At 47.5% G+C, this 25,194-nt stretch carries 22 protein-coding genes and 1 pseudogene; 16 read left to right on the top strand and 7 right to left on the bottom strand.

What is annotated here, in order from left to right:
- Positions 1–2: 2 nt before the first annotated feature.
- The 4 genes from C0068_RS01525 to C0068_RS01540 all read left to right on the top strand — a co-directional run bounded on the left by C0068_RS01525 (position 3) and on the right by C0068_RS01540 (position 3,413).
- Entirely contained in the window at positions 3–1,046 is a 1,044-nt protein-coding gene (locus tag C0068_RS01525; protein WP_103682733.1) for an aromatic ring-hydroxylating oxygenase subunit alpha, read from the top strand.
- Positions 1,047–1,376: 330 nt separating this feature from the next.
- On the top strand, positions 1,377–1,814 hold the full coding sequence (locus C0068_RS01530) for a GFA family protein (protein ID WP_103682734.1): 438 nt from the start codon (positions 1,377–1,379) through the stop codon (positions 1,812–1,814).
- A gap of 197 nt (positions 1,815–2,011) precedes the next feature.
- The gene (locus C0068_RS01535) at positions 2,012–2,419 is read left to right on the top strand and encodes a tautomerase family protein (RefSeq protein ID WP_103682735.1); all 408 of its coding nucleotides are present in this window, start codon (positions 2,012–2,014) and stop codon (positions 2,417–2,419) included.
- 391 nt (positions 2,420–2,810) lie between these two features.
- The gene (locus C0068_RS01540) at positions 2,811–3,413 is read left to right on the top strand and encodes a DUF3141 domain-containing protein (RefSeq protein ID WP_269844871.1); all 603 of its coding nucleotides are present in this window, start codon (positions 2,811–2,813) and stop codon (positions 3,411–3,413) included.
- Positions 3,414–3,737: 324 nt separating this feature from the next.
- Here the strand turns inward: C0068_RS01540 and C0068_RS01545 are convergent, their stop codons facing one another.
- Positions 3,738–4,631 carry a LysR family transcriptional regulator gene (locus C0068_RS01545; protein WP_103682737.1) on the bottom strand — a complete coding sequence of 298 codons (894 nt, stop codon included), beginning with the start codon at positions 4,629–4,631 and terminating at the stop codon, positions 3,738–3,740.
- Positions 4,632–4,825: 194 nt separating this feature from the next.
- Here C0068_RS01545 and C0068_RS01550 point away from each other — a divergent pair, with 194 nt between their 5' ends.
- From C0068_RS01550 to tatA, 10 genes are all read left to right on the top strand, one after another.
- Positions 4,826–5,956 carry an S-(hydroxymethyl)glutathione dehydrogenase/class III alcohol dehydrogenase gene (locus tag C0068_RS01550; RefSeq protein ID WP_103682738.1) on the top strand — a complete coding sequence of 377 codons (1,131 nt, stop codon included), beginning with the start codon at positions 4,826–4,828 and terminating at the stop codon, positions 5,954–5,956.
- Positions 5,957–5,977: 21 nt separating this feature from the next.
- On the top strand, positions 5,978–6,826 hold the full coding sequence (gene fghA / locus C0068_RS01555; RefSeq protein ID WP_199176081.1) for an S-formylglutathione hydrolase: 849 nt from the start codon (positions 5,978–5,980) through the stop codon (positions 6,824–6,826).
- Between the two features lie 306 nt (positions 6,827–7,132).
- Positions 7,133–8,278 carry an acyl-CoA dehydrogenase family protein gene (locus C0068_RS01560; protein ID WP_103682740.1) on the top strand — a complete coding sequence of 382 codons (1,146 nt, stop codon included), beginning with the start codon at positions 7,133–7,135 and terminating at the stop codon, positions 8,276–8,278.
- 247 nt (positions 8,279–8,525) lie between these two features.
- Positions 8,526–9,386, top strand: a complete 861-nt coding sequence (fghA, locus tag C0068_RS01565) for an S-formylglutathione hydrolase (RefSeq protein ID WP_103682741.1) — start codon at positions 8,526–8,528, stop codon at positions 9,384–9,386.
- 595 nt (positions 9,387–9,981) lie between these two features.
- Positions 9,982–10,335 (top strand): hypothetical protein, encoded by a 354-nt coding sequence (locus C0068_RS01570; RefSeq protein WP_103682742.1) that lies wholly within the window; start codon positions 9,982–9,984, stop codon positions 10,333–10,335.
- Positions 10,336–10,351: 16 nt separating this feature from the next.
- Positions 10,352–12,562 carry an FdhF/YdeP family oxidoreductase gene (locus C0068_RS01575; protein ID WP_103682743.1) on the top strand — a complete coding sequence of 737 codons (2,211 nt, stop codon included), beginning with the start codon at positions 10,352–10,354 and terminating at the stop codon, positions 12,560–12,562.
- 53 nt (positions 12,563–12,615) lie between these two features.
- Positions 12,616–12,933 (top strand): 2Fe-2S iron-sulfur cluster-binding protein, encoded by a 318-nt coding sequence (locus C0068_RS01580; RefSeq protein ID WP_103682744.1) that lies wholly within the window; start codon positions 12,616–12,618, stop codon positions 12,931–12,933.
- A 37-nt stretch (positions 12,934–12,970) separates the two neighbouring features.
- The gene (locus C0068_RS01585; protein WP_103682745.1) at positions 12,971–13,516 is read left to right on the top strand and encodes a putative antibiotic biosynthesis monooxygenase; all 546 of its coding nucleotides are present in this window, start codon (positions 12,971–12,973) and stop codon (positions 13,514–13,516) included.
- Positions 13,517–13,531: 15 nt separating this feature from the next.
- The gene (locus C0068_RS01590) at positions 13,532–14,236 is read left to right on the top strand and encodes an NAD(P)H-dependent oxidoreductase (RefSeq protein WP_103682746.1); all 705 of its coding nucleotides are present in this window, start codon (positions 13,532–13,534) and stop codon (positions 14,234–14,236) included.
- A 17-nt stretch (positions 14,237–14,253) separates the two neighbouring features.
- Positions 14,254–14,439: a twin-arginine translocase TatA/TatE family subunit gene (tatA, locus tag C0068_RS01595; protein WP_103682747.1), complete on the top strand. Its 186-nt coding sequence runs from the start codon at positions 14,254–14,256 to the stop codon at positions 14,437–14,439.
- Positions 14,440–14,561: 122 nt separating this feature from the next.
- Here tatA and C0068_RS01600 read toward each other — a convergent pair.
- Positions 14,562–15,488 (bottom strand): annotated as a pseudogene (locus C0068_RS01600) (transposase); the annotation flags it as partial.
- Between the two features lie 96 nt (positions 15,489–15,584).
- Here C0068_RS01600 and C0068_RS01605 point away from each other — a divergent pair.
- Both C0068_RS01605 and C0068_RS01610 read left to right on the top strand, forming a co-directional pair.
- On the top strand, positions 15,585–16,190 hold the full coding sequence (locus tag C0068_RS01605; protein ID WP_233208704.1) for a 5' nucleotidase, NT5C type: 606 nt from the start codon (positions 15,585–15,587) through the stop codon (positions 16,188–16,190).
- Positions 16,191–16,306: 116 nt separating this feature from the next.
- Positions 16,307–17,077, top strand: coding sequence for a tyrosine-type recombinase/integrase (locus tag C0068_RS01610; protein WP_103682748.1), 771 nt, complete (start codon positions 16,307–16,309; stop codon positions 17,075–17,077).
- A 60-nt stretch (positions 17,078–17,137) separates the two neighbouring features.
- Here the strand turns inward: C0068_RS01610 and C0068_RS01615 are convergent, their stop codons facing one another.
- The 5 genes from C0068_RS01615 to C0068_RS01635 form a co-directional block, all read right to left on the bottom strand.
- Positions 17,138–18,811 (bottom strand): UvrD-helicase domain-containing protein, encoded by a 1,674-nt coding sequence (locus C0068_RS01615; RefSeq protein ID WP_103682749.1) that lies wholly within the window; start codon positions 18,809–18,811, stop codon positions 17,138–17,140.
- Positions 18,808–20,712 (bottom strand): ATP-dependent nuclease, encoded by a 1,905-nt coding sequence (locus C0068_RS01620; RefSeq protein ID WP_103682750.1) that lies wholly within the window; start codon positions 20,710–20,712, stop codon positions 18,808–18,810. The genes C0068_RS01615 and C0068_RS01620 overlap by 4 nt, the downstream gene beginning before the upstream one ends.
- A 193-nt stretch (positions 20,713–20,905) precedes the next feature.
- The gene (locus tag C0068_RS01625) at positions 20,906–22,468 is read right to left on the bottom strand and encodes an argonaute/piwi family protein (protein WP_103682751.1); all 1,563 of its coding nucleotides are present in this window, start codon (positions 22,466–22,468) and stop codon (positions 20,906–20,908) included.
- Positions 22,465–24,270, bottom strand: coding sequence for a toll/interleukin-1 receptor domain-containing protein (locus C0068_RS01630; RefSeq protein ID WP_146047820.1), 1,806 nt, complete (start codon positions 24,268–24,270; stop codon positions 22,465–22,467). Before C0068_RS01630 ends, C0068_RS01625 begins: the two co-directional genes overlap by 4 nt.
- Before the next feature lie 70 nt (positions 24,271–24,340).
- Positions 24,341–25,075: a tyrosine-type recombinase/integrase gene (locus tag C0068_RS01635; RefSeq protein ID WP_103682753.1), complete on the bottom strand. Its 735-nt coding sequence runs from the start codon at positions 25,073–25,075 to the stop codon at positions 24,341–24,343.
- Positions 25,076–25,194: the final 119 nt, after the last annotated feature.

Consider the following 25,194-nt stretch of genomic DNA (forward strand, 5'->3'; position numbering starts at 1 on the left):
TAATGTTTGTTAAAAACGCATGGTATTGCGCGGGCTGGGACTATATGGTCTCGCAGGGGAAGAACTCAATTGTTGCAAGGAAACTTGCAGATATTAGAGTAGTTTTGTATCGAAAGCCTAATGGAGAAGTTGTTGCACTAGAGGATCGTTGCCCTCACAGAATGGCTGCATTGTCGTTAGGTAAAAAAGAGGGCGATTCGATTCGGTGCATGTATCATGGAATGCGATTTTCGCCGGATGGAATTTGTGTGGAAATACCAGGCCAAGATCGAATTCCACCAAAGGCATGTGTTAAATCATTTCCTGTAATCGAGAGGAATAATTGGATTTGGGTTTGGCTGGGTGATCCGAAAAAGGCAGACCCTAAACTAATTCCATACGCTGTAGGGCCAAGCGATAGTAATTGGAACATGAAGACCTCACATATGCATGTCGATGCAAATTATCGATTTGAGATTGCAAATCTTGCTGACTTGAGTCATTTAACCTGGGTGCATGAAAAAACACTAGGTGGTACCGACAAATACACTCGTTCAAAAGTAGAGCATACTTTAACCGACCAATCACTGATAACCCATTTTATCGCTAGAGATGTTCCAGCACCTTATTTTCTTCAGCACCTCTTTCCAGTTGATGCAAGATTTGATCTTGAATTTAACGTGACGCATTCTATTCCATGTACGTGGATATTGAATTTTAAGGCATTCACCGCAGGCACGGCTTCTAGTGGCCCTTCAAATGGTGAGCTGGTTGCAAATACCATGACATGTCAAGCCGTGGTCCCAAATGACGATAAATCCGTAGAGTACTATTTCTCATGGGGTTCTCATATTGATTATGATTTTCCAGGCCTTAGCGATCTACTAAGAGAAATATTAGATGAAGCTTTTTTGGAGGACGCTGCGATGCTCGAATCACAGCAAGTAAACTATGAAGCTAACCCAGAATTTAAAATGATGGATATCTGCCATGACGCCGGACCAAATAAAATACTTTGGCTCCTAGACAAGCTCATCAAGGATGAGGCCGCAGAACCCGTAAACTGATACCTAATCTTTCGCTGTTAGTTTTTGCCCTGAATTTTTAAATAAATTGCAGGGCTTTTTCATTCCGGATTAGAAAGTTTCGATATAAGATTTATTTTTATCATTCTGGATGATATGGCATGTTGTTAAATAATAAAACCTACCCACCCGATATCGCATGATACCCATTTGGTATTGCTTAATCACCTATAAAGTATTAGTAATTGCAACCGCCTGCAAATATTATCATCGGGAAAACAGGCGAATTTAGTCATTAATTATCGCCAGCTGCTATTCAAATATCTTTTTTACACGAATCTATTAACCATAATTGGTCGAAGGGGTGTCACTATGGATGGAAATTTTACCGGTGGATGCGAGCACGTTAGTACATTTTGTAGAGCGGAACCAATTGACAGTCATATATGCCATTGCTCTGTTTGTAAAACAGTAACTGGTCAAAGTTCTACACATGTTGTTTTTTTTAAGTTTAATGATGTAGATGTAAAAAACCAGGATAAGTTAGTTCGTCAACCTTTCAACGTCAACAACCCAAACGGTCCTTTAGAGTTATGTGTTTGTAGCGTATGCAGCTCACCAATAATGCTTGATGATAAAGAGAGCCGTATTAGAGTAATAGTTCCAAATTTAATGGGGCATGATCCTATTTCTATGCCCGCAACTTACCATGCTTTTTTTGATCCCTCAAAAGGTGGAAGCCTCCCGGATGATGGGCGCCCCGTATACGATGCTCTCCGACCCGATTTTACATGGCCAGCCGGGCAATAATGCTCAAGGCTTTTGTTTATTTTGAGTAAGTATTTATCCACAACATTTACCGGGACCACATACATTGCGCGAATTATAATTATTCTATGCAATTTTTAATTCGCGTTTTCTTGGATGTTATTTTTAAAAATCTTTGACTTAAAATAATTTAAATCAAAGATTCAAGTAATATTGTTATTCATTGATTAGGTGAAATTATGCCCGTTATTCATTTTCATATCGTAGAAAATACATTGTCGGATGATCAATGTAGTGCCCTCCTTGTTCGTGCAAGCAAGATCTACAGTACGGTCCTAAATTCTCCGATGGAAAGAGTTAGGGCTTTTATTAAAACCTATCGACCCGAGCTGGTAGCTACATCGGGTAATGTTATTTCTGAGGGTGGCAGGCCCGCGCCTTACTTTGAATTCATCGTTTTAGAAGGTCGGCCGCTTAGTGAGAGGCATGAGCTTATGAAACAATTTTCCAATCTCATTGCAGAAGTTTCAGGAGTGGAGCTTAGTCTTGTCCGTGGCGCTTGCTGGCCGGTTCCACCAGAAGATTGGGGCATTGGCTCTGTACCTGCAAGCGAGCTGAGGAAGGCAGAAATTGATGCCAGGCGATAAGTCGATTTAATGGAGTTTGAAAATATATTTATGTGGCCTGATATATTTTCAAACTATGCAATAGTCTCTTTAAGAGAATGGATTCTTCTTGATGTCTGATATAACTGGTCCTCAATATAATAAATTCCCATTATTAATAAAGGAAATGTTACACGCCCCTCTCAGGGTTTTTCCAGATCAAGAAATCGTTTATTCCAATCAAAGGCGCTTTCAATACAAGGATCTTTATTGTCGGATAACGAAACTATCTGGTCTATTATCTCGATTAAAGGTCGAACTAGGGCAAACGGTTGCTGTTATGGACTGGGACAGTCATCGGTACCTAGAGTGCTAGTACTCTGTGCCTATGCACGGTGCAGTTTTATTTACTGTTAATGTGCGGCTGTCCCATATGGTCACGTCGCTGGTACTTGCCGGCTCACCTATGGACACCCAGGCTGGCGATGGCTACATAAAAGCCATGGCCAATCGACTACCGATGGCCTATTTTCAGGCCATTGTGACGATGGGGGGCGGTCGCTTGCGCGGGCGCTATATGTTAAAAGGCTGGAAAAACATGCATCCCAGCGAACATTACTGGGGAAAATATATCGATCTGTTCGACAATATTACCAACACCGAGTACGTGAGGCGGGCGCGTCATTTTGCCCGTTGGTACGAACATGTCGTTGATCTTCCCGGTCGCTTTTATTTGCAAGCAGTCAAGCATTTGTTTAAGAAAAACCGGCTCGCACGAGGCGAGTTCATTGCCTTGGGTGAACGGATTTCTCTGAAGGATATTACCGTACCCATATACCTGCTCGCTGGAACAGATGATGATATTACAACCCCAGAGCAAGTCTTTAATGTGGAAAATCTGCTCGGCACTGATTCCGAAAAGATCCAAAAGGACCTAGCTCAAGGTGGACATATCGGTTTGTTTATGGGTCGTAAAACATTAAATGAAAACTGGAGACGTATTGGCCACTGGTTGATAGATGCCGACAAAAAATAAACACCTATCCTTCCTATATTTACACATGCTGCCAAAGGCGGACTGTCACATATTTATATCGCGCAAACAGTCGATCACTTTAAAACCAATAGTTATACGTGGAGCTTTGAAGCGTGGGTTGAGCCCCGGCTATGTGTACGCCTTGAATTGTACTAACTCAAGCACGTATTGCCTAACGTTTTTGGGAGATACCAATCCCCAAGAACTGCTCAGCGACAAGCGCAGCCGGTACATCAAGGGTAAAATAAATAGAGAGCTATGTTTGGCAAGTGCTCATTTGCAAATTAGATGTTTACTCTACCTTAATATGTATTTTGTGAAAGGCTACAAATACTCGATTTGTTCAATTTCTGTAATTAGGTAGTCGATAAACAAACGTACCTTAGGTGACAGGTGACGCCGGCTAGGATAGACCGCCCACACGGCCATATCCCGCGGCTTAAATGCTGACATTATTTCGATCAGCCGCCCAGCAGCCAGTTCATTGTGCACATAAAACTCTGGCAGCTGGGCAATACCTATCCCCTGCTGTACCGCAGAAAGCAGCGCGTAACCATTATTGCTGCGCCAGGTACCCTGAACAGCTACATCGAGATGCCATCGGTTCTCGGGGTCGTACAGTCGCCAATGCTTGCGAGAACCGAGAAGGCAGTTGTGATCTTTAAGTGACGAAATAGAATTAGGTGTACCGTGTTCGTCGAAGTAATGACGGCTTGCGCAAAGGATTAGGTTACGTGAAGCAATGCGTCGTGCTACGAGGCTTGAGTCCTCTAACACACCGGCGCGAATGGCTAAATCGTAGCCTTCCTCTACTATATCGACATTGCGATTACTGAATTCCAGCTCTATCTGAAGCTGTTTGTGCGTGGCCATAAAGCTCGCAGCAGCTGGCGCTATATATCTCTCGCCAAAAGCTCCAGCGACACTGATACGTAGTTTTCCCCGCGGTTCAGTTTGTGATGCCAGAACCATTTGCTCAACGTCATCGATCTGTTCGGCAATTTCACGACAGCGATTGTAGTACACCCTACCTGTATCAGTGAGCACTAGTTTTCGTGTTGTGCGATTGATCAATTTGCTGCCGAGGTGGTTTTCAAGCTCACTAATTTTCCGACTCACATGAGACTTGGACAATCCAAGTGTGTTGGCTGCAGCGGAAAAACTGCCTTTCTCAATAACTTTAATCAGTAGCTCCGTAGCAGACCAAGGATTAAACATATAGGCATCCCATTGTTGTTATATAACAACATTGTTTTCAAATAATATTAATTATAGTCATTTTAGAAACAAATTATAATACAAGGTAGGGATCGTCTCAGCTTGACCAACATGCACTATGAGACATCCAAACCAATCCATCACAGCTGCATATTTTGTTGGTCACGCAGTACTCATCACCGGAGAACAAGACAATGAAAACACGAGCCGCCGTAGCGCTGGAGCCAGGTAAACCGCTAGAAATCATGGAAGTCAACCTCGAAGGCCCTAAGAAGGGTGAGGTGCTGATTGAGGTGAAGGCGACCGGTGTATGCCACACCGATGAATTTACCCGTTCAGGCGCTGACCCTGAAGGCCTGTTCCCGGCAATTCTCGGCCATGAAGGTGCCGGCGTCGTGTTGGAAGTTGGCGAGGGTGTGACGACCCTGAAGCCCGGTGATCACGTAATTCCGCTTTACACCCCCGAGTGCCGTCAATGCCATGCCTGCCTGAGTGGAAAAACCAATTTGTGTACCGCCATTCGCGGCACCCAGGGTCAGGGCCTGATGCCGGACGGAACCACCCGTTTCTCCATGCTGGACGGCACCCCGATTTACCACTACATGGGCTGTTCGACTTTCGCAAATCATACTGTGATGCCAGAAATTGCATTGGCGAAAGTGCGCGATGACGCGCCCTTCGACAAGATCTGCTACATCGGCTGTGGTGTGACCACGGGCATCGGTGCGGTGATCAATACTGCGGGTGTTGAGATTGGCTCTACCGCAGCGGTGTTTGGCCTCGGCGGTATCGGTTTGAATGTTATTCAGGGGCTGCGTATGGCCGGTGCCGATATGATTATCGGTGTCGATCTGAACTCTGACAAAGAGGAAATGGCGCGGAAATTCGGTATGACCCACTTTGTTAACCCCTCGAAAATCTCTGGAACCGTAACAGAGGCGATTGTTGAGTTGACCAAGACCGAGAAAGACCAGTTCGGTGGGGTAGATTACTCCTTCGACGCCACAGGCAATGTCAAAGTCATGCGCGATGCGCTTGAGTGTTCGCATCGCGGCTGGGGTGTGTCGGTCATTATCGGTGTGGCGCCGGCCGGGGCCGAAATCAGTACGCGGCCCTTCCAGCTGGTAACCGGACGGGTCTGGAAAGGCACTGCCTTTGGCGGCGCGAAAGGACGCACCGATGTACCGAAGTTTGTTGACTGGTATATGGATGGCAAGATCGAGATTGACTCTATGATCACGCATACTTTGCCTCTGGATGACATCAACAAAGCTTTTGATCTGATGCATTCTGGCGAAAGTATTCGCTCGGTCGTCGTATATTAATAGCCGGACGGGAGATTGATGGTGGAAAAGATTGCAGAAAACCGATGCTTTGGCGGCAAGCAGCAACGCTATACGCACCATGCCGAAAGTCTGGGTTGCGATATGACATTCGCGATCTTCCTCCCGCCGCAGGCTGAACAGGGTGCAGTGCCAGTGTTGTACTGGTTGTCGGGTCTCACCTGTACCGATGAAAACTTTATTCAAAAGGCCGGTGCGCAACGTATTGCGGCTGAACTGGGTATCGCTATTGTGGCACCCGATACCAGCCCGCGCGGAGAGGGCGTGCCGGACGATCCGGAGGGCGCGTATGACCTCGGTCTGGGTGCCGGTTTTTACGTTAACGCGACAGAAGCGCCCTGGTCACAGCATTACCGCATGGAAGAATACGCTTGTCGCGAGTTGCCGGCGCTGGTCGCCGAACAGTTTCCGGTAGACACCGCCCGCTGCGGGATTTTCGGACACTCCATGGGCGGGCACGGCGCGCTGACGCTGGCACTGAAGAACCCTGCGCTGTTTCGCTCTGTGTCGGCCTTTTCGCCGATTGTTGCGCCATCGCAATGTCCTTGGGGCGAGAAGGCTCTGGGTAATTATCTGGGTGCTGATCGTGGTGCATGGGTAAACTACGATGCCTGCGAATTGATCCGTCGCGCTGAGGTCTTGCCTGCCGAAATTCTGGTTGACCAGGGCGCTGACGACACCTTCCTCGAAGAGCAACTCAAGCCGCAGTTGCTGGTTGAGGCCTGTGCGGATCGCGGGATAGATCTCGAACTGCGCATGCAGCCGGGTTACGACCATAGCTACTTTTTTATTGCTAGTTTTATCGAAGATCACCTACATTTTCATTCTAGGAATTTTAAGTTTCTAGAATAATTTATACTCCTTACTTTCTTGTCGGTTAGTATAGATGAACTTCTTGTTTGGCAACCCTAAGGCAAAATATTTTCTATTCTTGATGTAGGTATAAGCAGCCTCATATTTTCTTAACATTGGGAGTGAGAAAATTTCTAAAGCATCGATTTATCAAAAATTTTTATAGATGCTCTTAGAAAAAATAATTCCCAAAAAAGTAATCATTCACCATCATGATATTTTTTTCCTAAAAGAAATATTCTATGTCCGTATTCGAAAGATAGCGGCTTGAAAGGCCGACAATTATGCCTTTAAAGAGGATTTTTTATGTCAGACAATGTAGCTGAAGAATTGGAATTGTTTAGAAGCATGATTCTGCGTTTTCTTGAGCAGGAGGTTTCACCATACTACGAGCAATGGGAAAGCGATCACCAGATTCCTAGAGCATTTTGGAACGCTATGGGCCAAGCAGGTATATTGTGTGTTGACCTACCTGAAAAATATGGTGCAGCGGGAACTAACTACCAGATAAATCAGTTAATCGCCTGGGAAATGAGTCGCCTTGGCTATGGTGGTTTGGCTACTAACTACAATATTCACGCCAATATTGTTTCATCTTATATCTACAATATTGGCACAGAGACGCAACGCCAAAAATGGCTGCCAGGTATGGTCAGCGGCGATGTTGTAGCCTGCCTAGCAATGACAGAGCCGAGCGCAGGTTCAGATCTTGCTAGCTTACGAACTTCGGCTGTAAAGGATGGCGATGAGTGGGTAATTAACGGCTCCAAAGTATTTATCACCAATGGTATACATGCTGATTTGGCAATCGTCTGTGCGAAAACCGACCCTTCCGCAGGTGCCAAAGGTATTTCTTTGTTCCTTGTCGACACCCACCTTCCCGGGTTTGCAAAAGGTCAATCAATCAAAAAAATAGGGCAACATGCTAGCGACACCGCAGAGCTATTTTTTGACAATCTCCGGGTGCCACAAGATGCCATTTTGGGCGAGGAAAACCGCGGCTTTTTTTATCTAATGCAAGAGCTTCCTCGGGAGCGTCTGGGTTGCGCAACCCAAGCTGTAGCCCAAGCGCAAGGTGCGCTTGAGCTGACCGCTGAATATGTTCAGGAACGCAAAGCCTTTGGACAAAATGTCAGTAAATTTCAAAATACTCGATTTAAATTGGCAGAAGCGAAAACGGAGATAGCATTGAGCCGCGCACTGCTGGATCAAAATATGGCTAAATTTGAAAAGGATAAAATGTCCGCTGAAGATGCGGCTATATTAAAATTAGCGACAACTGAAATGCAGCTCAGGGTTGTAAATGAATGTCTTCAGTTATTTGGCGGCTACGGTTACACGACTGAATATCCTATCTCACGCTATTATGTTGATGCTCGGATCCAAACAATCTATGCAGGAAGCTCGGAAATCATGAAAGAAGTGATTTCTCGAGGCATTGTGGGTCGCTAGTTACAATAGTTTCTCTAAGTACGCATTTTTATTTCTATGAATACACAATTCGGGGAATAAAGACTTGTTAAGCAATTGGTGCTTTTTTGATGCCACCAGAGACCACATTGGCATGCTAAAAATTTTCAATTGGTATATTGATAGATCATCTGCAAGTCCTAATGATTAATCACCCTCAGAGTCTTTGCTAAATAAAGGAGGGGTTGATCTGGCGTCCAAATACATCGCCGTTTATTGAGTTTTAATTATGAAAATCCATTCACAACACCTCTGTTTTGGAGGCACTCAGTACTATTGTCAACATTCTTCAATAGCTACTGGTACTGCGATGAATTTCTCTGTGTTCCTTCCCTATCAGGCAAGGATTCAGGAGTTGCCAGCACTTTATTATCTTCCCAGCCTCAACTGTACCGAGGAAACTTTCATGATCAAAGCGGGTGCACAGCGCATTGCCGCAGAGCTGGGTATGATCCTCGTCTCAAGTGACACAAGTCCTCGTGGTCTAGCTTTCCCTAGTGAATCAGACCACCGGGATCTCGGTGTCGGCGCCGGATTTTATCTCGATGCCACCAAGGAACCCTGGGCAAAGCACTATCGAATGGGGAGCTACATTAATCTCGAGCTGCCAACCTATATCGAGAAGCACTTTCCAGCTTGTAATAAGTATCGCGGCATTTTTGGCCACTCTATGGGGGGGCATGGTGCGCTCGTCACTGCACTTCGAAATCCGGATCGCTGGCATTCTGTGTCGGCTTTCGCGCCAATCTGTAACCCGAGCCAGGTACCCTGGGGGGAAAAGGCCTTCACAAACTATCTGGGTGATAATCAACTTCATTGGCAAGACTGGGATGCTAGCTTACTTTTGGCAAAGTCTGCTTACCCTGGGGATATTCTGATTGATCAGGGGCTGGACGATGAATTTTTGCAGCGTGAATTACGTCCTGATGCATTAGAAAAGGCAGCTGTAACGTCACACCGAAAACTGAATCTAAGGCGACATCTCGGCTACGGCCATGACTACTACTTTATTCAAAGTTTTATCGATGATCATTTGCAGCATCATGCACGACAACTGCAGCGCAGTGTCAAGGCATGTGTTGGTCGCTAGACTTTGAGAGATCTCTCTGTCTGGTTTCTATTACCAATCCGACTGAATGGGATCGTCAAGATGGCAAATGTAACGCGACCGTGGTCGCACCTTTTTTCTATGAGAGGGACAAGCTAGGCCAATACCGCTAAGGTATCTCATTCTGTGTCAAAAGGTATTCGACGGGCGAAGCTTACAAGTTTAATCTATTAAAGTTATTTCTAGTCAAGCATTCCGCCTATTTAAACATGGTTAATGTGCTGACGATAACCATAAAACGTGACAAATGATAATACGATACCAACTGAATTGTATTAGTAAATTATCCAGTCAGAGCAATAATTTGATGACATATTCTGAAATTTTCGACCTTGAAGCGCGGCGTAACTAACGAGAAGCTTACCAATTTAAGGCAAGGTGATTCATATTCAGCAAGGTTATTAGAGACGTTTATCAGTCAGTTTTTTTCTGCTGGTTCTTTGCTCAAACTGGCGAAAGCCTATTTCACAACGTTATTTTTACTGCACAGCGGTTGTTGTATTGTTAACCCATTGCAAGTTAGTGGAGAGCACTCTAGCAAAGCGCTGCTCACATTTTTCTCGGTGTATACGTATTGATGAAAGGAACTGTGGTACCGATAAAATCAGCCCAAAACGACTTCGGCTTTATGTTTGACATCAGCGGCAACGGTCAACCCATGATACTGCTTGATAGTGCCTTTAATACTGCACCATACAGCGAAAATTACAAGCAGAAGCTGCTGAGAAAAGGATTTTCTTTGATTACCCTACCAGTAAACAACGACGAGGACCCGGCCAACGTCAGTCGTCGTCTACACCAGTTAATAGAAGGGCTAGAACTTAGCGCTGTAACCTTGGTAGAGCGCGGTAGTACGTGGCATGTGCTGTCTCATTACTTAAATGCTTATGGGCCTACCCGTATAAAAAAATTGCTTATTGCGTCCGGCTGAAAATTTGAGATCTGTTATGAAAGTGATTGGCGGCGGCCCCAAGAAGGTCCTCTACACATTGAACACCGCCCGCAAGATTGGCTTGCTGAATTCTGCCAAGGCACTGAACTCCAAAAATGCCTGTAAAGCCTGTGGTTTGGGCATGGGTGGCCAGCGCGGCGGCATGACCAACGAACTGGATGAGTTCCCCTCTGTCTGCAACAAAAGCATTCAGGCCCAGTCTACGGACATTCAGCCGCCTATTCCCGCGGAGGTGTTCGGCCACAGTCTGACGGAGTTCCGAGCATTGTCAGCCCGGGAGTTAGAAACCCTGGGGCGCTTGGGCAAGCCGATCTACAAAGCAGCAGGTGAAGATCGATACCGCGTGGTAGATTGGGACTGGGCGCTCGATAAGGCCGCAGCAGGATTAGCCGCAGTAGCGCCTCAGCGCAGCTTCTTTTACAGCTCCGGTCGCTCGTCTAATGAGGCAGGCTTTGTTCTGCAATTGATGGCGCGTCTGTATGGCACCAACAATATCAGTAACTGTTCCTACTACTGTCATCAGGCAACCGGAGAAGCTCTGGGCAATACTGTGGGCACAGGCACCGCCACAGTGGAGCTGGAAGACATTGCCCACTGCGATTTGTTTTTCCTGATCGGAGCCAATCCAGCATCCAATCATCCCCGCTTACTGCACAAACTGATCGGCCTGCGTCGTCGCGGTGGTACGGTGGTAGTCATCAATCCCTTGCGGGAAGCCGGCCTCGTCCAGTTCGCGGCGCCGAAAATGATCAGCTCCATGATCAAGGGCGGCGATGAGGTGGCCAGTATTTACCTGCAACCCAAAACCGGTAGCGATATTGCCGTGTTTACTGCCATTGCCAAGGCAGTAATTGAAAAGGGCGGATGCGCGATAGACTTTATCGAACGCTATTGCAGTGGATTTCCCGAGCTCTCTGCCCATATTGAGTCGCAATCCTGGTCGGAATTATTAGATCGTTGCGGCTTGGATCACACCGAAATAGACCTAGTTGCCACGCTCTATCTAGGCTCGGAAAAAGCCATTTTTGCCTGGGGCATGGGGATGACCCATCATCGTCACGGCGTGGATAATATCGAGTGGATCAGCAATTTAGCTTTGCTGCGGGGCATGGTTGGAAAGCCCCATGCGGGTCTGCTGCCGCTACGTGGCCACAGCAATGTGCAGGGAATTGGCACCATCGGAGTCAAACCGGTGTTGAGCAAGGATGTGTTTCAGCGCATCGAAGATTGCTTTGGCGTGACACTGCCCACCGAGCGGGGCATGCACACCCTCGAATCCCTTGAGCGGGCCTATGACGGCGGCATTGATGCGGCGCTTATCATGGGCGGCAATCTCTACGAGGCCAGCCCTGACAGTGTCTGGTCGGCCAAGGCGCTGGATAATATCGGCTTGAAAGTGTTTTTAACCACCACCCTCAATCGCGGCCATATCACCGGAATCGATCGGGGTGAAGCACTGATTCTGCCAGTGTGCGCCAGGGATGAGGAGCCCGAGCCAACCACCCAGGAGTCCATGTTCAACTATGTGCGCCTCAGTGATGGCGGGATTGAACGCATTGCCTCGGTGCGCTCCGAGGTGGCTGTGCTGGCTGATATCGCCGCCCGCTTAATGCCGGATTGCCCGGTGAATTTCACTGAGTTCAAGCGCCATCAAAACGTTCGTCAGGCCATTGCCAGAGTGGTGCCGGGTATGGAGGAGTTAGCGGACATCGATGTGGCTAAACGGGAGTTTATGGTGCGGGGCCGCATCAAGCACCGTCCCGAATTCAGCACTGACAACGGCAAGGCCAATTTTGTCGTGCCTACGGGACCGGTCTCAGATCCTCAGTCCCGCCCCTTTACCTTGATGACCATCCGTAGTGAAGGACAATTCAATTCAATTATTTATGAAGAGAGTGACAGTTATCGGGGTGTTAGCCATCGCTGGACCGTATTGCTAAATCAGCAGGATGCCCTGGAGCTGGGAGTGAAGGAGGGCGATAGGGTAGATCTTTGCTCCGACTTTGGAAAAATGGAGTCGGTAGACGTTAAGCTGTTCAATCTTCCCCGCCACTGCGTAGCTGCTTACTACCCTGAGGCCAACATGCTTAGCTCCCGCCTCACTGATCCACGCTCCCATACGCCTCAATTCAAATCAATTTCGGTATCAATTGTTGCATCCAGACTAAGCAAAGATGGCAGTGTCGCACATGTGGAAGCTGGATAAAAAGCTGAGTGGCATAGAAGCCAACTATTTTAAATTGTTTCATAGGACTTAACATGAAAGTAATTTTTGTTAACAGTGAGAACCAACGGGTGGAGGTTCCGGCTTCACCAGGTGAAAGCTTAATGCTTGCCGCAGTAAACAATGGCATTTCGGAAATCGTTGGCGAATGCGGCGGCGCCTGCAGTTGTGCAACTTGCCATTGCTACATCGACGGTGAATGGCGAGAAAAACTGACTGCAGCTGAAGGTGTAGAAGCCGATATGCTAGATTGTGTCATCGATCGGGAGGAGGGGAGTCGACTGGCCTGTCAAATAGAGCTCAATGAAAGCCTCGATGGAATAACAGTGAGACTTCCTGCTTCGCAGTGCTAAGCCCCGGAAATCATAACTTATCAAGATGGGGCATGAGATGATGGACGGTTTTGACACTATCACCACAACCATCGTAGCCCAGAAAATCCTCGCCGGAGCGGAAGAAAATTATGAAGATTGGCTTAGGCGTATCATCAAAGTCGGCAGCGGCTTTCCCGGGCATCTAGGGGTCGATATTGTCAGGCCGTCACCGGGAACCAGTGGCTTACATGTTCTGCCGGTTCGCTTTGACAGCCAAGCGAATATGCAGCGTTGGGAAAATTCGAGCGAGCGCCAAAGCTTTCTGCGCGAGTTGGCAGATTTGACAACGGGTGAAACCCTGCAAGCCAAATCGACGGGGCTGGAGAGTTGGTTCAGTGTACCCGGTGCGCCAATGCCACCAAACCGCCATCGCATGACATTGCTAATCACGGTAGTGGTTTTTCTACTAGTGCTGCTTATACAAGGTGTCGCCGGGCCATTGCTAGATCGCCTGTCGTTGATTCCACGCGCAGCCTTGCTATCAATTCTGCAAGTTGGCCTGTTGAGTTACGCGATCATGCCCTGGCTGAGCCGTTGGCTCAGTCGCTGGCTTCATTCTTAATTAAAGGTGTAATCCATGAATGTCTTGATCGTTCACGCCCATCCTGAGCCAAAATCATTTTCGTCTGCCCTGTTTCGTGAGGCCGTGCATCAATATCGTCGTCAGGGACATACTGTACAGGTCTCGGATCTTTACTCAATGAATTTTAATCCCGTTGCGTCTGCAGCAGATTTTTCTACACCAATTAACAGTGATTATCTTAACTATGCGCTGGAACAACGCCATGCCATGTCTGAGGGCACCATCGCGCCAGATATTGCTCAGGAAGTTGACAAAGTGATTACCGCAGAATTGATTCTGTTCAATTTTCCCTTGTATTGGTTCTCTGTGCCGGCAATTTTAAAAGGGTGGATTGACAGGGTATTTGTGTCCGGCAAATTCTATGGTGGCAAGCGAATTTATACTCAAGGCGGTATGTTGGGGAAAAAAGTACTGGTATCGGTCACCACCGGTGGCAGAAGTGACATGCTTGATGAGGGGGGCATCCACGGAGACTTAACGGGGATTTTAAAGCCGCTCCTACAAGGATCACTGGGATATGTGGGAATGGAAGTATATGAACCGTTTTACGCGTTCCACGTGCCATATTTAAAAGATGAGAAACGACAACGTATTCTGGATGACTGGGGTAATGTACTGACTAATTTGGAACAGCGCCCCATACTGGATATGCCAGACCTTGAGCACTTTGATGATCGGTTTTATCCCATCCAACAGTAGTCAGGAAGGAAAGCAAAATGGGCATTGGTGGAATCAGTATTTGGCAACTGCTTATAATCTTCGCGATTGTTATACTGCTTTTTGGCACTAAGAAATTGAGTGGATTGGGCTCTGACCTCGGCGGAGCTATTCGTGGCTTTAAGAAAGCCATGAAAGACAGTCAAGAAGAACTGGAAAATACTGAAGGAAAAAATGACAACTGAACCTCATTTTCGATATAAATAGTGCGCATAGAAGAATTTCCACAAAATCCACTATAAGAGGTCCGGCCGGTAAAAGCGTTGGAATTAGCCACTTCGCGTATAACACATTGAAATATATGACATTAATCAACAAGCAGCTCAAATATCATCGGCTTAACTTGCTTGGTCAAATCTAGCTCAAAACTTCCCAGTCTTCCCAGATGCTCCGTATGGTACGGTGAGAATGCAGCCATATGGTCTCGGGTGATGTTATGCCCTTCTGCTTTCAATTGATTGAACACCTCAGTCATCGCATTGACGTTGTACAGAATCGCAAAGTTAGCCAGCAAATGATTGTATTTCACGATTTTACTTTGCTCATGCTTTAAGTTGGCGGGAATTTTTCCTCCATTTGCAAAAAACAGCCAGCGGGCAAATTCATTGAACTCCTCGCTCTTACAGGTCGCGGCCTGGATCGTTTTGCGCAGGTCAACGTCGGTAATGTATTCGAGCAAAAACATGGTTCTGACCACGCGTCCAAGCTCTCGAAACGCAAAGTACAGCTTGTTTTTACGGTTCTTTGTGCCAAACCGACGCAAGATCGTTGACGCAGTAATTTTCCCTGCTTTCACTGACATTGCTGTTCGAAGCATATCCGCATAATGCTTTTCAATGAGATCCCATTTTATCGGATCTTTAAACAATGACTGAATATGCTTTAGCACCATGGTTCGGTCAGGCTTGTAGAAGCTGAGATCTTTAATGTTGCGGATACGCGGCATGAGCTTAATGCCCAGCAAATATGCCAACCCAAAAACCAGAGTGGATTGTGCCTGAGTGTCGCCGTGGACGGTGTCTGGATTAAAATCAGATTCATCGTTGAGCAAGCCGTCAAGGATATAAATCGCCTCGTAGACGCCGCACGGTATAAACCGACTGAACAGCGCAATATAGGTGTCCGAGACATGATAATAGGCAATGCCACCATAGCTACCGTATCGAATATGGTACTCCGACAGCAGATTGTCTTCGTAGAGATCCCAAAGCTTGCCATCAGCCGATGGGTGTTTCGATATATACGGTTCCGTTCTTCCATAGAAATATGTAACTCATTGAAATTATGTTACTTTGCTTAGGAACACTTTTTCATACCCCGAGGAAAAAACGTGTCTTATAGAAATGAAGCCGTTATTTACGTGGATATGGATCACGTTCTGTGTGACTACGAGGAGGCATGGACTAGACAGAAAAATCTATTCCCTGACCTAGAATTTCCGCAAAGCCAGCCTGGCATGTATATAGGAATGAATCCGCTGCCTGGTGCGATTGAGGCCTACCGGTGGCTAGACGACCACCCCAAAACGGATGTTTATATTCTGACGGCGCCGTCAGTCCATAACTCTCATTGTTATTCCGAAAAGCGAGATTGGGTAGAAAAGCACCTAGGGTTATCCGTGGTGGAAAATCTCATCATCACACCGCACAAAAATCTGAACAAAGGCGATTATTTGATCGACGATATGGCGTCAGGTAAAGGCCAGGATCGATTCGAAGGGATGTTAATTCTCTTCGGCAGTGATCAATTTTCTGACTGGGCATCGGTTCGTACCTTTTTTGAAGAGACGTTGAATCTTGGCGGTTCTCCACCTAAAGCTGGGCCATGGGATGCCTTCTTTAACTCGGAAGCCGGTGTTACCGACGATTTCGGACTCGATCAGGACGATCGTGATTGGTTGGACATGAAGCCTGTGGGTAACGAAAAACTGGACTGATATATAAAGGAGGCTCTGTTGAACCCATTTTTAACCTGAAACCTCACTTCTTGGCCAATAATCCGTTAAAATATCATTATTACGGATTAATATCGCAGCCCTCTTCGAGGTATTTCATGCCCAAAACTGGCCAGGCGCGCGTACTCACCGCTGAGCAACAAGACCATGTTTTCGACGTGATCCAGCATCACCGGCATCCTGAAAAGAACACGGCGATCATGCAGATCAGTTTCAAGCTCGGACTTCGTGCCCAAGAAATCGCCCTGCTTCAGATCAAAGAGATTGCGAAGCTCAATCCCTCAGGTACTGACTTCAAGCTACTTGAAGTCATGAGTCTGCCGGCGGCCTATACCAAAGGCGCTGACGCCATGGGGCGCTCCCAAAGTCAGTACCACCGTAGAACGGTGAGTTTCGATTTGGCAAGTTTTGATCACGTGGTCCGCCAGGTCGAAGCTCTAGCCAAAGCTGGCGCTGAGGTGAATCCGGAGGATTTCTATCCGCCGGTCAGGAAGCATCGTGGCAAATCGCGGGATCTTCCTATGGTAGATGCCGCCCTTCGTGCGTCGTTGACTGACCATTTGCGTTTACGGCTTGAAAAGGCCGGTACGCTAAAGCCCTCCTCCCCTCTTTTTATTACTCAAAAAGGTGGGCCCTATTCCCCGAATACTCTGCAGGAACATATGGCTGTCATCCTGCGTGCTTGGGCCAGTGTTGAAAAAGCGAGTTCCCACAGCGGGCGCCGCTCCTTAATTACAAATGTGATTCACAAACAGAAAAAATCAGTGAAAGTTGCGCAGAAAATAGCGGGACACGTTAATCCTTCGACAACTTTGATTTACGAGGAGCCGCCCGAAGAACAGATCAAAAGTGCTCTTGAGAATATCTGAACGAAAACGAGTAACCGAGCTTTAGCAACTGCGGACTAGGCCTCTATAACTTGATAAGCATTACTCTTTTCTCGCAAACGGAAGAACGTAGCTAAAATATTCATTTTGATGTGTTCGCTGTACTTCCCAGCGTTTTGTATATCCAGTCGGGCGTTCACGTTGGTCAGCATGAGTAAGCACTAGCCGATTTTTTGCCCGAGATACTCCAACAAAAAATGCGCACCGGTTTTCATCTTTATTACCAAAGAAAATCTCATTTTCAACAGCCATTATGATAACCGAATCGAACTCAAGGCCCTTACTCTTATGGATGGTTAGGATTCGTACTGCCTGATCGTCTGAAAAACGCTCAAGCGTTTTAGGCAAATTTGGTTCCTGCTTCAGCAATTCCTCAATTCGATCCTTTGTATCACTAATTACCGCTTTTAGCCTGTCATGCGACTCATAGTCTGGGGAAAGCGACACCAGTGTTTCGATACCGACTTGCTTCAAAAATGTCCGAACATGCTGCCACCAATCTGAAAATGGTTCATCGACCAGCTCGAGAAAGGCTATCGCCTTTCGTTGCCGCTTGACGAGCTGATCAAGGTCCTTGCGGGCATTCGATTGAATCTCTTCATCAGCAAACGGTATCAACTGATTCATGAGCCGAATCCACGCCTTGGGTTCTCGATGGCCGTAGAGGCACGATAGATAGTCCACTATTAAACGTGCAGCGGGCTCAACTGTGATGTCCTGCATATGCTGTTCGTTGCGAAATGGGATGCCACGTGTCTCCAATGCTGCCATCAGATGATCCGCGTACAAGTCAAGCTGATTACGAATGAGGACCGCAATTTCTGCGGGTGGTAGTTGTTCAGTATTTATCCAATTTTCAATTAGGTTTGCGAGATACTCAGCTTCCTTGCGACTATCTTCGAAACGCCAAGCGAATACCTCTCCTTCGTCACCGGCAAGCTGCTCGTCCGGCATGATGGATGAGGGATCAAGCCTGCGAATGATCTCGTTTTGAAGGCGCAGCAATTTCGGCTTCGAACGAAAGTTGCGGTACATGTTGAGCGGGGTCGCGGCAAAGTCGACAACAAAAGCTTGGAAAATGCCGTCCATGGCCCCGGCCCAGCCCATGATTTTCTGCTTCGTATCACCTACGGCGGTTAATCGAGTGCTAGTATCTTGAAAGGCTAGCTTGAGAAGCTCGTATTGCTGGTTTGTACAGTCCTGAAATTCGTCGAGGAAAACGTCGGTGTAGGTTTGACGGATAGCGTTTCGCGCGAGAGCAGACTTTTGTAGGATCGCTATTGCTCGAGGGACAAGGTCGGCAAACTCGATTTCCTGACGGGAGGGCTTCACTTTTCTTTCAACGATTTTGTAAGCAACATCTAGGGCATCCTGCCCTGTCAGGATAGGCCGGAAGCGGTCGATGATGCGCTTGGCGAATGCGTGGAAGGTGAAGCTATCAAACCGTATTGCGAGCTCTGATCCACAGCGTCGCTTGACCCGTTCTTTCAGGTTACTGCTGGCATCGACCTTGAATGAAATAGCTAGAATCCGCTTTGGATAACGACAGGTACCTGTACGAAGCAAAAAATCTGCCCGCTGTGCAAGCATTTCGGTCTTTCCCGCGCCAGGCCCAGCTGTCAGGGCGAGGTTGCCAACCTGCTCCTTCGACGCAAGTAGGGCGTTGGGTTCAAGCGTTAGCCCATCTGCGGGCTCCCAGACATCAGGTGCTATCACTCCGGCAGCTCCGCGAGCTTGACGATTACGGCATCAGCCAAACGGGCAAGTGATTGGGGCATATTAGCGAGCAGATCTACATCACTGAGCTTGGCGAGCGATTCAATGTGCGCAGCTGGTTTGCTACCCAGCTTGAAGCTGTGGTGGTAAGTGCTGAACAGTTGTCGTTCAACTTCGCTATATTGGTGTGCTTCGTGATGACTCTTGCCAAGGACTGCATTAGTTGTGAATACATCGGGCTCGTCTTCCAATACGTCATAAGCATCCGGATAGGCAAGCAACATGGCAAAATCGAGATCCATAGGATATGAGAAGTACACATCTCGATCCTCAAGCAGATCAAGGTAGTTGTCAAAGTCCCGTACCATGCTCTCTGTCGAATTCCACTTCGGGATGCCGTGGTCTTTGGGAAGTTGCAGTTTTGGTCGGTACTTTTTGAGCTGATCGTTCACATACTTGATTCGCCCCCAACCACCTTGGTAACGCGCGACATCAAGATCCAACAGAGTGAGATATGGAATCTCCAGTGCAGAGAGCAGCCTCCAGAAGTGATTGACGTGACGCCCTCCCAAGGGCGCTATCGAAACCGCTGACTCATCAACTGGAACTCCCTTCGCTTGAAGAACACGTGGCAGCACAATTTCTTCACTGTCCCCCTCCCCCAGTACTACTAAGCGGGAGAAATAGACTTCCGGAAAGGCCTGCACCGCCTCGCGCACAAATTTGTGAGCTTCGTCAGTTGCGTCTGGCAATTGGATATGCGTGACGCGCGATGTTCGCTCTTCGTTCAGACGTAAATATCGGATACGCTCCGGCGCGACGCGCCGGAGCATTGATGGGGCATGGGTTGCGATCAGCGCTTGAGCGTCGCCTTTGCAGACCATACCGTTGAGGGCATTGACGATCCTCCCTAGGTAATGGGGCGAAAGGCTGTTTTCCGGCTCTTCGACCGCTACGATCGTGAACACAGGCGGGCGCAACCTGTCTGCATCAAATGAAACATCGTCTTCCGCCAAGACAGCGCGGCCGATAGCTTGCGAGGACAACACGAGAGACAGATAAAGCATCGATTTCTGACCATCGCTCAAGCGCGAAAAATCAACTAACTGCTCGTCATGCCCGGGCGCGAAAGACACCGACATGTGCCTCAATAACGAATCGATCTCGGAGGCGACAAAAGTAAGCTTTGGATCAGCAAAGAAGCTGCCCTTGTGTAAATCGGCCCAAGCCTTCTTCAAACTTATGCTGAAAGCATTGATTGATGAATTTGACGCCAAGCTGTCGCTGATTTGATCTGTCAGCCCCTTGACTACATCTCGCTCAGTATCCCAGTTCACCGCCCGGAGCATTCGACCAAGTAAAGCGTTGGCACCATAGGCAATGTGATCAGCAGGGTCTCGCCGTGCGGGCAAATAGTGGACGTGGATATGATTGCGCTCAGTTCTGGGAACTTGTGCGGTGGTCAATGGCGAACCATCAGGGTTTATATCAAGCACATAGGCCAGACTTTCTTCTATATCCCCATCCAACCCCATAGCTGCAGTGAGACGAAAACGCACACGCGGTATGCCATCAACTTCGTCCAGCCGCATGTGGCCAAAATGTGGGGCAACCGTACTGTTTTCCAAGTCTTCTCCGAGCTCAGGGAACAGGAAGTCCACCTCGATCCATAACTGACGTTCATCTGGTGGAGAAACCTCATTGTATGGAACATGAAAGTCTGAGCGTGTGATCCTGCGCTGGGAAGGGTCGAAAGCGAAGAGTCGGCACAAGGCTTGAAGCGCGGCTGTTTTACCAGATCCATTGGGCCCGATCAGGTAAGTGATCTCTTCAAGTGTAAGTTCCGTTGGTTCGCTACCAAAAGATTGGAAGTTCGATAGCCGAACTGTTTGAAGCTTCATTAAATATCCTCAGCCAAAAAAACTTGGGACTTAACCGTTTCTACGGACGATGTGACTCCAGAATTGGGCGGATGTATCCAGGATTCTCTGGGGAAGTCCGCGAGCTTCTTTAGCGTGTCCGCCAAAACGAGCCTGAACCTACTAAATTAGAAGGTGACGCGAAGGAAATACATACGCACGTTTAACAGATCTGCTACATATAAAATTTGAAATTGTGTCGCCAATATTCTCGACTTACTTCAGGATTTGCGAGCAGTATTTCACCAATTGCACTTGAGTACTTGACTGTTATTGGTTCACTTTCGCCCAACTGGCAGCCATTGTAGTTTAGCTTCGTCAGGCCGAGAATGTCTTTTGCTATTTGACCTAAATTACCATCCCCATGCTGAATTGTAATTGAAAGAGGCACAGGAATTTCCCATCCATCGTAGGCTCCAATCCTCGGCTTAAATCCACTTGTAAACAAGTAACCACTTCGTGGATTGCGTTGCCAAAATGTGCCTCGGAGAATTGGATACATCCCTCTGCGCCCCACTTTCGGATGCTCGTCCCAGCGAAACAGTCTAGGCGCTAGTTTATCTTTTCTCACTCTGATAACTGTAAGCTCAACCCCAGCAGGCAGTGCCCTTCGGAACGCATGGTATTCTTCTTTGTTAATTGAAGATCTCGAGTGAAGGAACACTTCCTTTAATGGTCGTCCGTCTTGCTCTTCGTATGCGGACAATGTGCCCCGAAGCATCTTTTCGGCGGAGTCAGGGGGGAGATGAAATTCATCGGAGGTTTCTGAATACCACGGGCCGAAATCACCCACAAAAACAATACCATCACCGCTATCGAGAAAAAGTTGAGCTGCGCAGCATGCCGTTGACTTATCTTTCTCTGACCTTTTGTAAGCAAGTCCGACGTAGCACACGCCATCCCTAGCCCAAGGAGTTTTCCATGGCTTTCTCCCGCATTTATAAAATAGCCCTGTACCTAAGTTCCAAAGTCTGTCAGAGAGTGGATTAACACCAGGATCGCCATTCCGAATCTGCTCCGTGACAGTAAGTGTAGACTCTTTCACAATTTGAATTGGGATGTCGTTTTGCATCACTCGAGCTTTCAATTGGCGACGAAAATCTGGCGACAAACCATATTGTTCAAAATTATCCGGTTGCTGGAAGGCAGCTTCGTCGTCGAATATGTCAATTCTTAACTGTCCTGAGTCGTGATCTTTAATCGCCCTTTTTAGGTGAATATTCTGCTCCCTGCTTCTGGGAATGTCGCTTTTTACCTTCACAGAGGACTTTGGCCGGCAGTTTTCGTAAACCTCATCAGGGACAACACATACAATAAGAGCGGGTCGATTATCCAACCTCTGCACTTTTTGCATTTCGCCTAAATATAATCCAGCAACTTCATATGCCCTCTCATTTTTATCAGATTTGTGTGCAAGACTACTCAACGTTTCAGTATTAAGGGTGAACTCTTTTATCGGGAGGGGCCACGGGGAACCAAATGCAATATCAAAACCAGGATATGGTGGCCATGGCCTCTGGCGATTAACTTCAACGCACGCAGACGGAGAATTTAACTCAACGCACCAACTTTCCCACAACTTTATGCCTGCTTTTGTACCTATGACGACATGATTTGGCATGGTACCTGTGTTTTCGAAAGGGCCAAAAAGCGATAAACCATCCCTGGGGTCTTCAGCAGTCTGTCCCTGGCCGAACGTTAACAACGGCTCTTCAATGTAGTGAAAAAAGTCACTCATTCGTCTTCTAACTCTTCGTCGTAGTTGTAATAGCTCAGAGCGGCTAATTCCTCATGGATATCGCCGATTTTATCCACAGCCTCAACGTCGATGGCTATTGGGCATTCCCAGAGTAACGGGGTAGCAGAAATAGACACTTTTCGCTTTCCCTCTCCAATCTCTATATTTCCATCCCCATTAGCTGCACACAAAGCCTGCATCAAGCCTAAAGTGCGGGCAGACCACTGCTTATTCCACCAGCTTTTAGTGACCTTTTTTCGTCTCGGGCCAATATACCTGTCTTCGAAAGGAACGCCTTTAATATCAGTTACGCGTACATAAATCCTTGTCGTTATCCACCAATTTTTTTGATCATCGAAACTGACTTTAAACTTTGGGCCAAGTTGATATCGAATTGTAGTTGCGCGGTCGCCATATCCCCACTGCCGCTCGCCAGTCATGTTCACTCTCGATTTTTCGCCATCAATAAGCGTAAGCGCGATGGATTCAGGTTTTTCGTCTCGCATAGGGAAGTAAAAAACCTGTCTGTCAGGGCAGAAAGCCAAACCACCTTTTACACAAGCAATTTCTGCAGATTTTCTTACTAATTGTTTGATAGCATTTATTGTTTTAATTCCTTCACGCTCCGGGAAACTATCCCACGCAAATTCAGCTTGCCGACGCCCCTTAAGGGGTACCTCTGGCGGAGGATAATCAAATGAAATCAGCGTTTTTTCACTGGCTACAACGAATGCCCATTTACCTCGCAAGTTTTGTATATCTAAATCATCTAAATTTCTAGATAACTCACAGATTAAAAGAGACTTGGGAATGGTTACGGCAAAGACATTTGTGTGTACTAACTGTTTTTCAGCCCGTGTTAAGGGGTCTGGCATGTAGGCTCTAAGAGCGATTGACTTGCCCTGTTCCCGTGATAACTCACGCCGTATCCCACGATTTTCCAGCGAAGCAAGTAAATCTGATAGTCCTACCGACCATCCTTCATCAAAACGAGCAGGCTCACTTTGGAAAAGCTTTCTGAAAACATTACCTAATGAAACTGCTTTCACTGCACAAGCTATTATTCGCCCTGGTGTAGTGCTTGCGATTGCGGCTCTCGCCATTAAATCGCCATTGGCTAAGGATGATATTGATAAAACTGGGAGATATAGGGCTGCGCGTGTTTCAATCAGCTTTCTGATCGATGTATCTGCGTCTTCTCCTGCAAGTGGCGCGGCTCCATAACACCAAGTCTTATAACCAGCTACCGACAGTTTCCGCGATAGCCATACTGCAAAGGCATGATCTTCTTCTGTGTGATCAATTATCAAAGTATCTCGAGATTCTTCGATTGATAGACCACCACGTCGGGGAAACCAAGGAGGACAAAAGATAGCTGGGTGTTTTGGAAGCAAATATCGCAAAGGTCCGGTTAATAAAACCCTGAGTCGTTCTAAATCAAAGAATTCTATGTCCCAGCCATATTTATCGGATATATATCGCCGTTCCTTATCTCGGTCATCTCCTGATAGGGTAGCAGTACAGACAAAGACAACATCACTAGGATTGTGCCGTTCGTTTAAAATTCGGTCGCAATCATGACGAAGTTTGATCCGCCAGTCTGATCGTACGGAATAAGCGAAAATCGTCTTCTTGTTGTCTGTTTCCTCGTAGTGAAGAGCGTCTCTACCACGGTCTCCAGTCCCTCCTATCGGTTCTATATTAGGGTATAAAGTGCCTGACATTACGTCGGAGCAAAGCCTTTCAAATTGAAGATAATCTGTTAGATGCTCGAGGCAATAAATTATTGGATCTGCCGACATTATCGCTTGTCTAACTTCATGTGAGATAGCTTAATCATAACGTTATTAGTCTTCTAAAAGATTAGTTAGATTAATGAAAATCCACCCCGTCCAAAAAATGCCCGCCATCGGCGGTGAGCACATTGGTGTAGATCTCGGTGCTTTCAATGGACTTGTGCCCGAGGAGCTGGCTGACAATCTTCAGTGGCCGTCCGTGTAGCAGCAGGTGAATCGCGAAGCTGTGCCGAAAGGTCTTACAACTAATGTTTATAGGTGCATCCCCTACTCTCTTCACTAAGGCGCGAATATGTCGGCCTACCGTTTGGCGCTTCATCGTAAAAATCCGCTCGTCCTTCCTAAAATGCCCCGCGTACAGGTAGCTCTGAATACGGTCGATCAACATCGGGTCCACGATGGGAATGGCGCGCCTGGGGCTGCGGGCGAGCTGCACCTTGGTCGGCCGCCCCGGCCGTTGCTTCAAGGTGCGTAGCACCACCATGAAATCGTAGCCGTCATCGACGAAATGACTGGGCGTGAGCGCCAGGACTTCGGATATACGGGCACCGGTGGTCCACATCAGGTCGAGGATCAGGCGGTAGGTCGGGTGTTTTTCGGCGTCGAGCAGGCCGAGGATTTCGGGTTTGAGCAGGTAGGCGGGCATGGTGTCGACGGTATCGAGCACCATCTCGCGCTTGGCGATCAGGCGTTTCCAGTCGATCTGAACGTGCTGAATGGGGAACGTATCCAGGCGCGGCTCATTCGGGTAGAAGAGCCGTTTGGGCCGGGGCGCCGGAAATGCCCCGCCGCTGTCCTGAATCCGTACCATTTCACCTGAATCCCTGGTGCACTTTTGTCCCTGTTATACGCCCCAGTTTTGCCCTATGCAACCCCAAAAGACACGGGGAAAAAAGCGCCCACATGCAATGTGCCAAACTAGGGGTAGTG

The sequence above is a fragment of the Zhongshania marina genome, from assembly GCF_002915595.1.
Taxonomy (GTDB): Bacteria; Pseudomonadota; Gammaproteobacteria; order Pseudomonadales; family Spongiibacteraceae; genus Spongiibacter; species Spongiibacter marinus_B.

Bases quoted from the DNA above. Each gene is read 5' to 3' on its own strand.
- C0068_RS01525 (WP_103682733.1), top strand. From the start codon at position 3: ATGTTTGTTAAAAACGCATGGTATTGCGCGGGCTGGGACTATATGGTC.
- C0068_RS01530 (WP_103682734.1), top strand. From the start codon at position 1,377: ATGGATGGAAATTTTACCGGTGGATGCGAGCACGTTAGTACATTTTGT.
- C0068_RS01535 (WP_103682735.1), top strand. From the start codon at position 2,012: ATGCCCGTTATTCATTTTCATATCGTAGAAAATACATTGTCGGATGAT.
- C0068_RS01540 (WP_269844871.1), top strand. From the start codon at position 2,811: ATGGTCACGTCGCTGGTACTTGCCGGCTCACCTATGGACACCCAGGCT.
- C0068_RS01545 (WP_103682737.1), bottom strand. From the start codon at position 4,631: ATGTTTAATCCTTGGTCTGCTACGGAGCTACTGATTAAAGTTATTGAG.
- C0068_RS01550 (WP_103682738.1), top strand. From the start codon at position 4,826: ATGAAAACACGAGCCGCCGTAGCGCTGGAGCCAGGTAAACCGCTAGAA.
- C0068_RS01560 (WP_103682740.1), top strand. From the start codon at position 7,133: ATGTCAGACAATGTAGCTGAAGAATTGGAATTGTTTAGAAGCATGATT.
- fghA (WP_103682741.1), top strand. From the start codon at position 8,526: ATGAAAATCCATTCACAACACCTCTGTTTTGGAGGCACTCAGTACTAT.
- C0068_RS01570 (WP_103682742.1), top strand. From the start codon at position 9,982: ATGAAAGGAACTGTGGTACCGATAAAATCAGCCCAAAACGACTTCGGC.
- C0068_RS01575 (WP_103682743.1), top strand. From the start codon at position 10,352: ATGAAAGTGATTGGCGGCGGCCCCAAGAAGGTCCTCTACACATTGAAC.
- C0068_RS01580 (WP_103682744.1), top strand. From the start codon at position 12,616: ATGAAAGTAATTTTTGTTAACAGTGAGAACCAACGGGTGGAGGTTCCG.
- C0068_RS01585 (WP_103682745.1), top strand. From the start codon at position 12,971: ATGATGGACGGTTTTGACACTATCACCACAACCATCGTAGCCCAGAAA.
- C0068_RS01590 (WP_103682746.1), top strand. From the start codon at position 13,532: ATGAATGTCTTGATCGTTCACGCCCATCCTGAGCCAAAATCATTTTCG.
- tatA (WP_103682747.1), top strand. From the start codon at position 14,254: ATGGGCATTGGTGGAATCAGTATTTGGCAACTGCTTATAATCTTCGCG.
- C0068_RS01610 (WP_103682748.1), top strand. From the start codon at position 16,307: ATGCCCAAAACTGGCCAGGCGCGCGTACTCACCGCTGAGCAACAAGAC.
- C0068_RS01620 (WP_103682750.1), bottom strand. From the start codon at position 20,712: ATGAAGCTTCAAACAGTTCGGCTATCGAACTTCCAATCTTTTGGTAGC.
- C0068_RS01625 (WP_103682751.1), bottom strand. From the start codon at position 22,468: ATGAGTGACTTTTTTCACTACATTGAAGAGCCGTTGTTAACGTTCGGC.
- C0068_RS01630 (WP_146047820.1), bottom strand. From the start codon at position 24,270: ATGTCGGCAGATCCAATAATTTATTGCCTCGAGCATCTAACAGATTAT.
- C0068_RS01635 (WP_103682753.1), bottom strand. From the start codon at position 25,075: ATGGTACGGATTCAGGACAGCGGCGGGGCATTTCCGGCGCCCCGGCCC.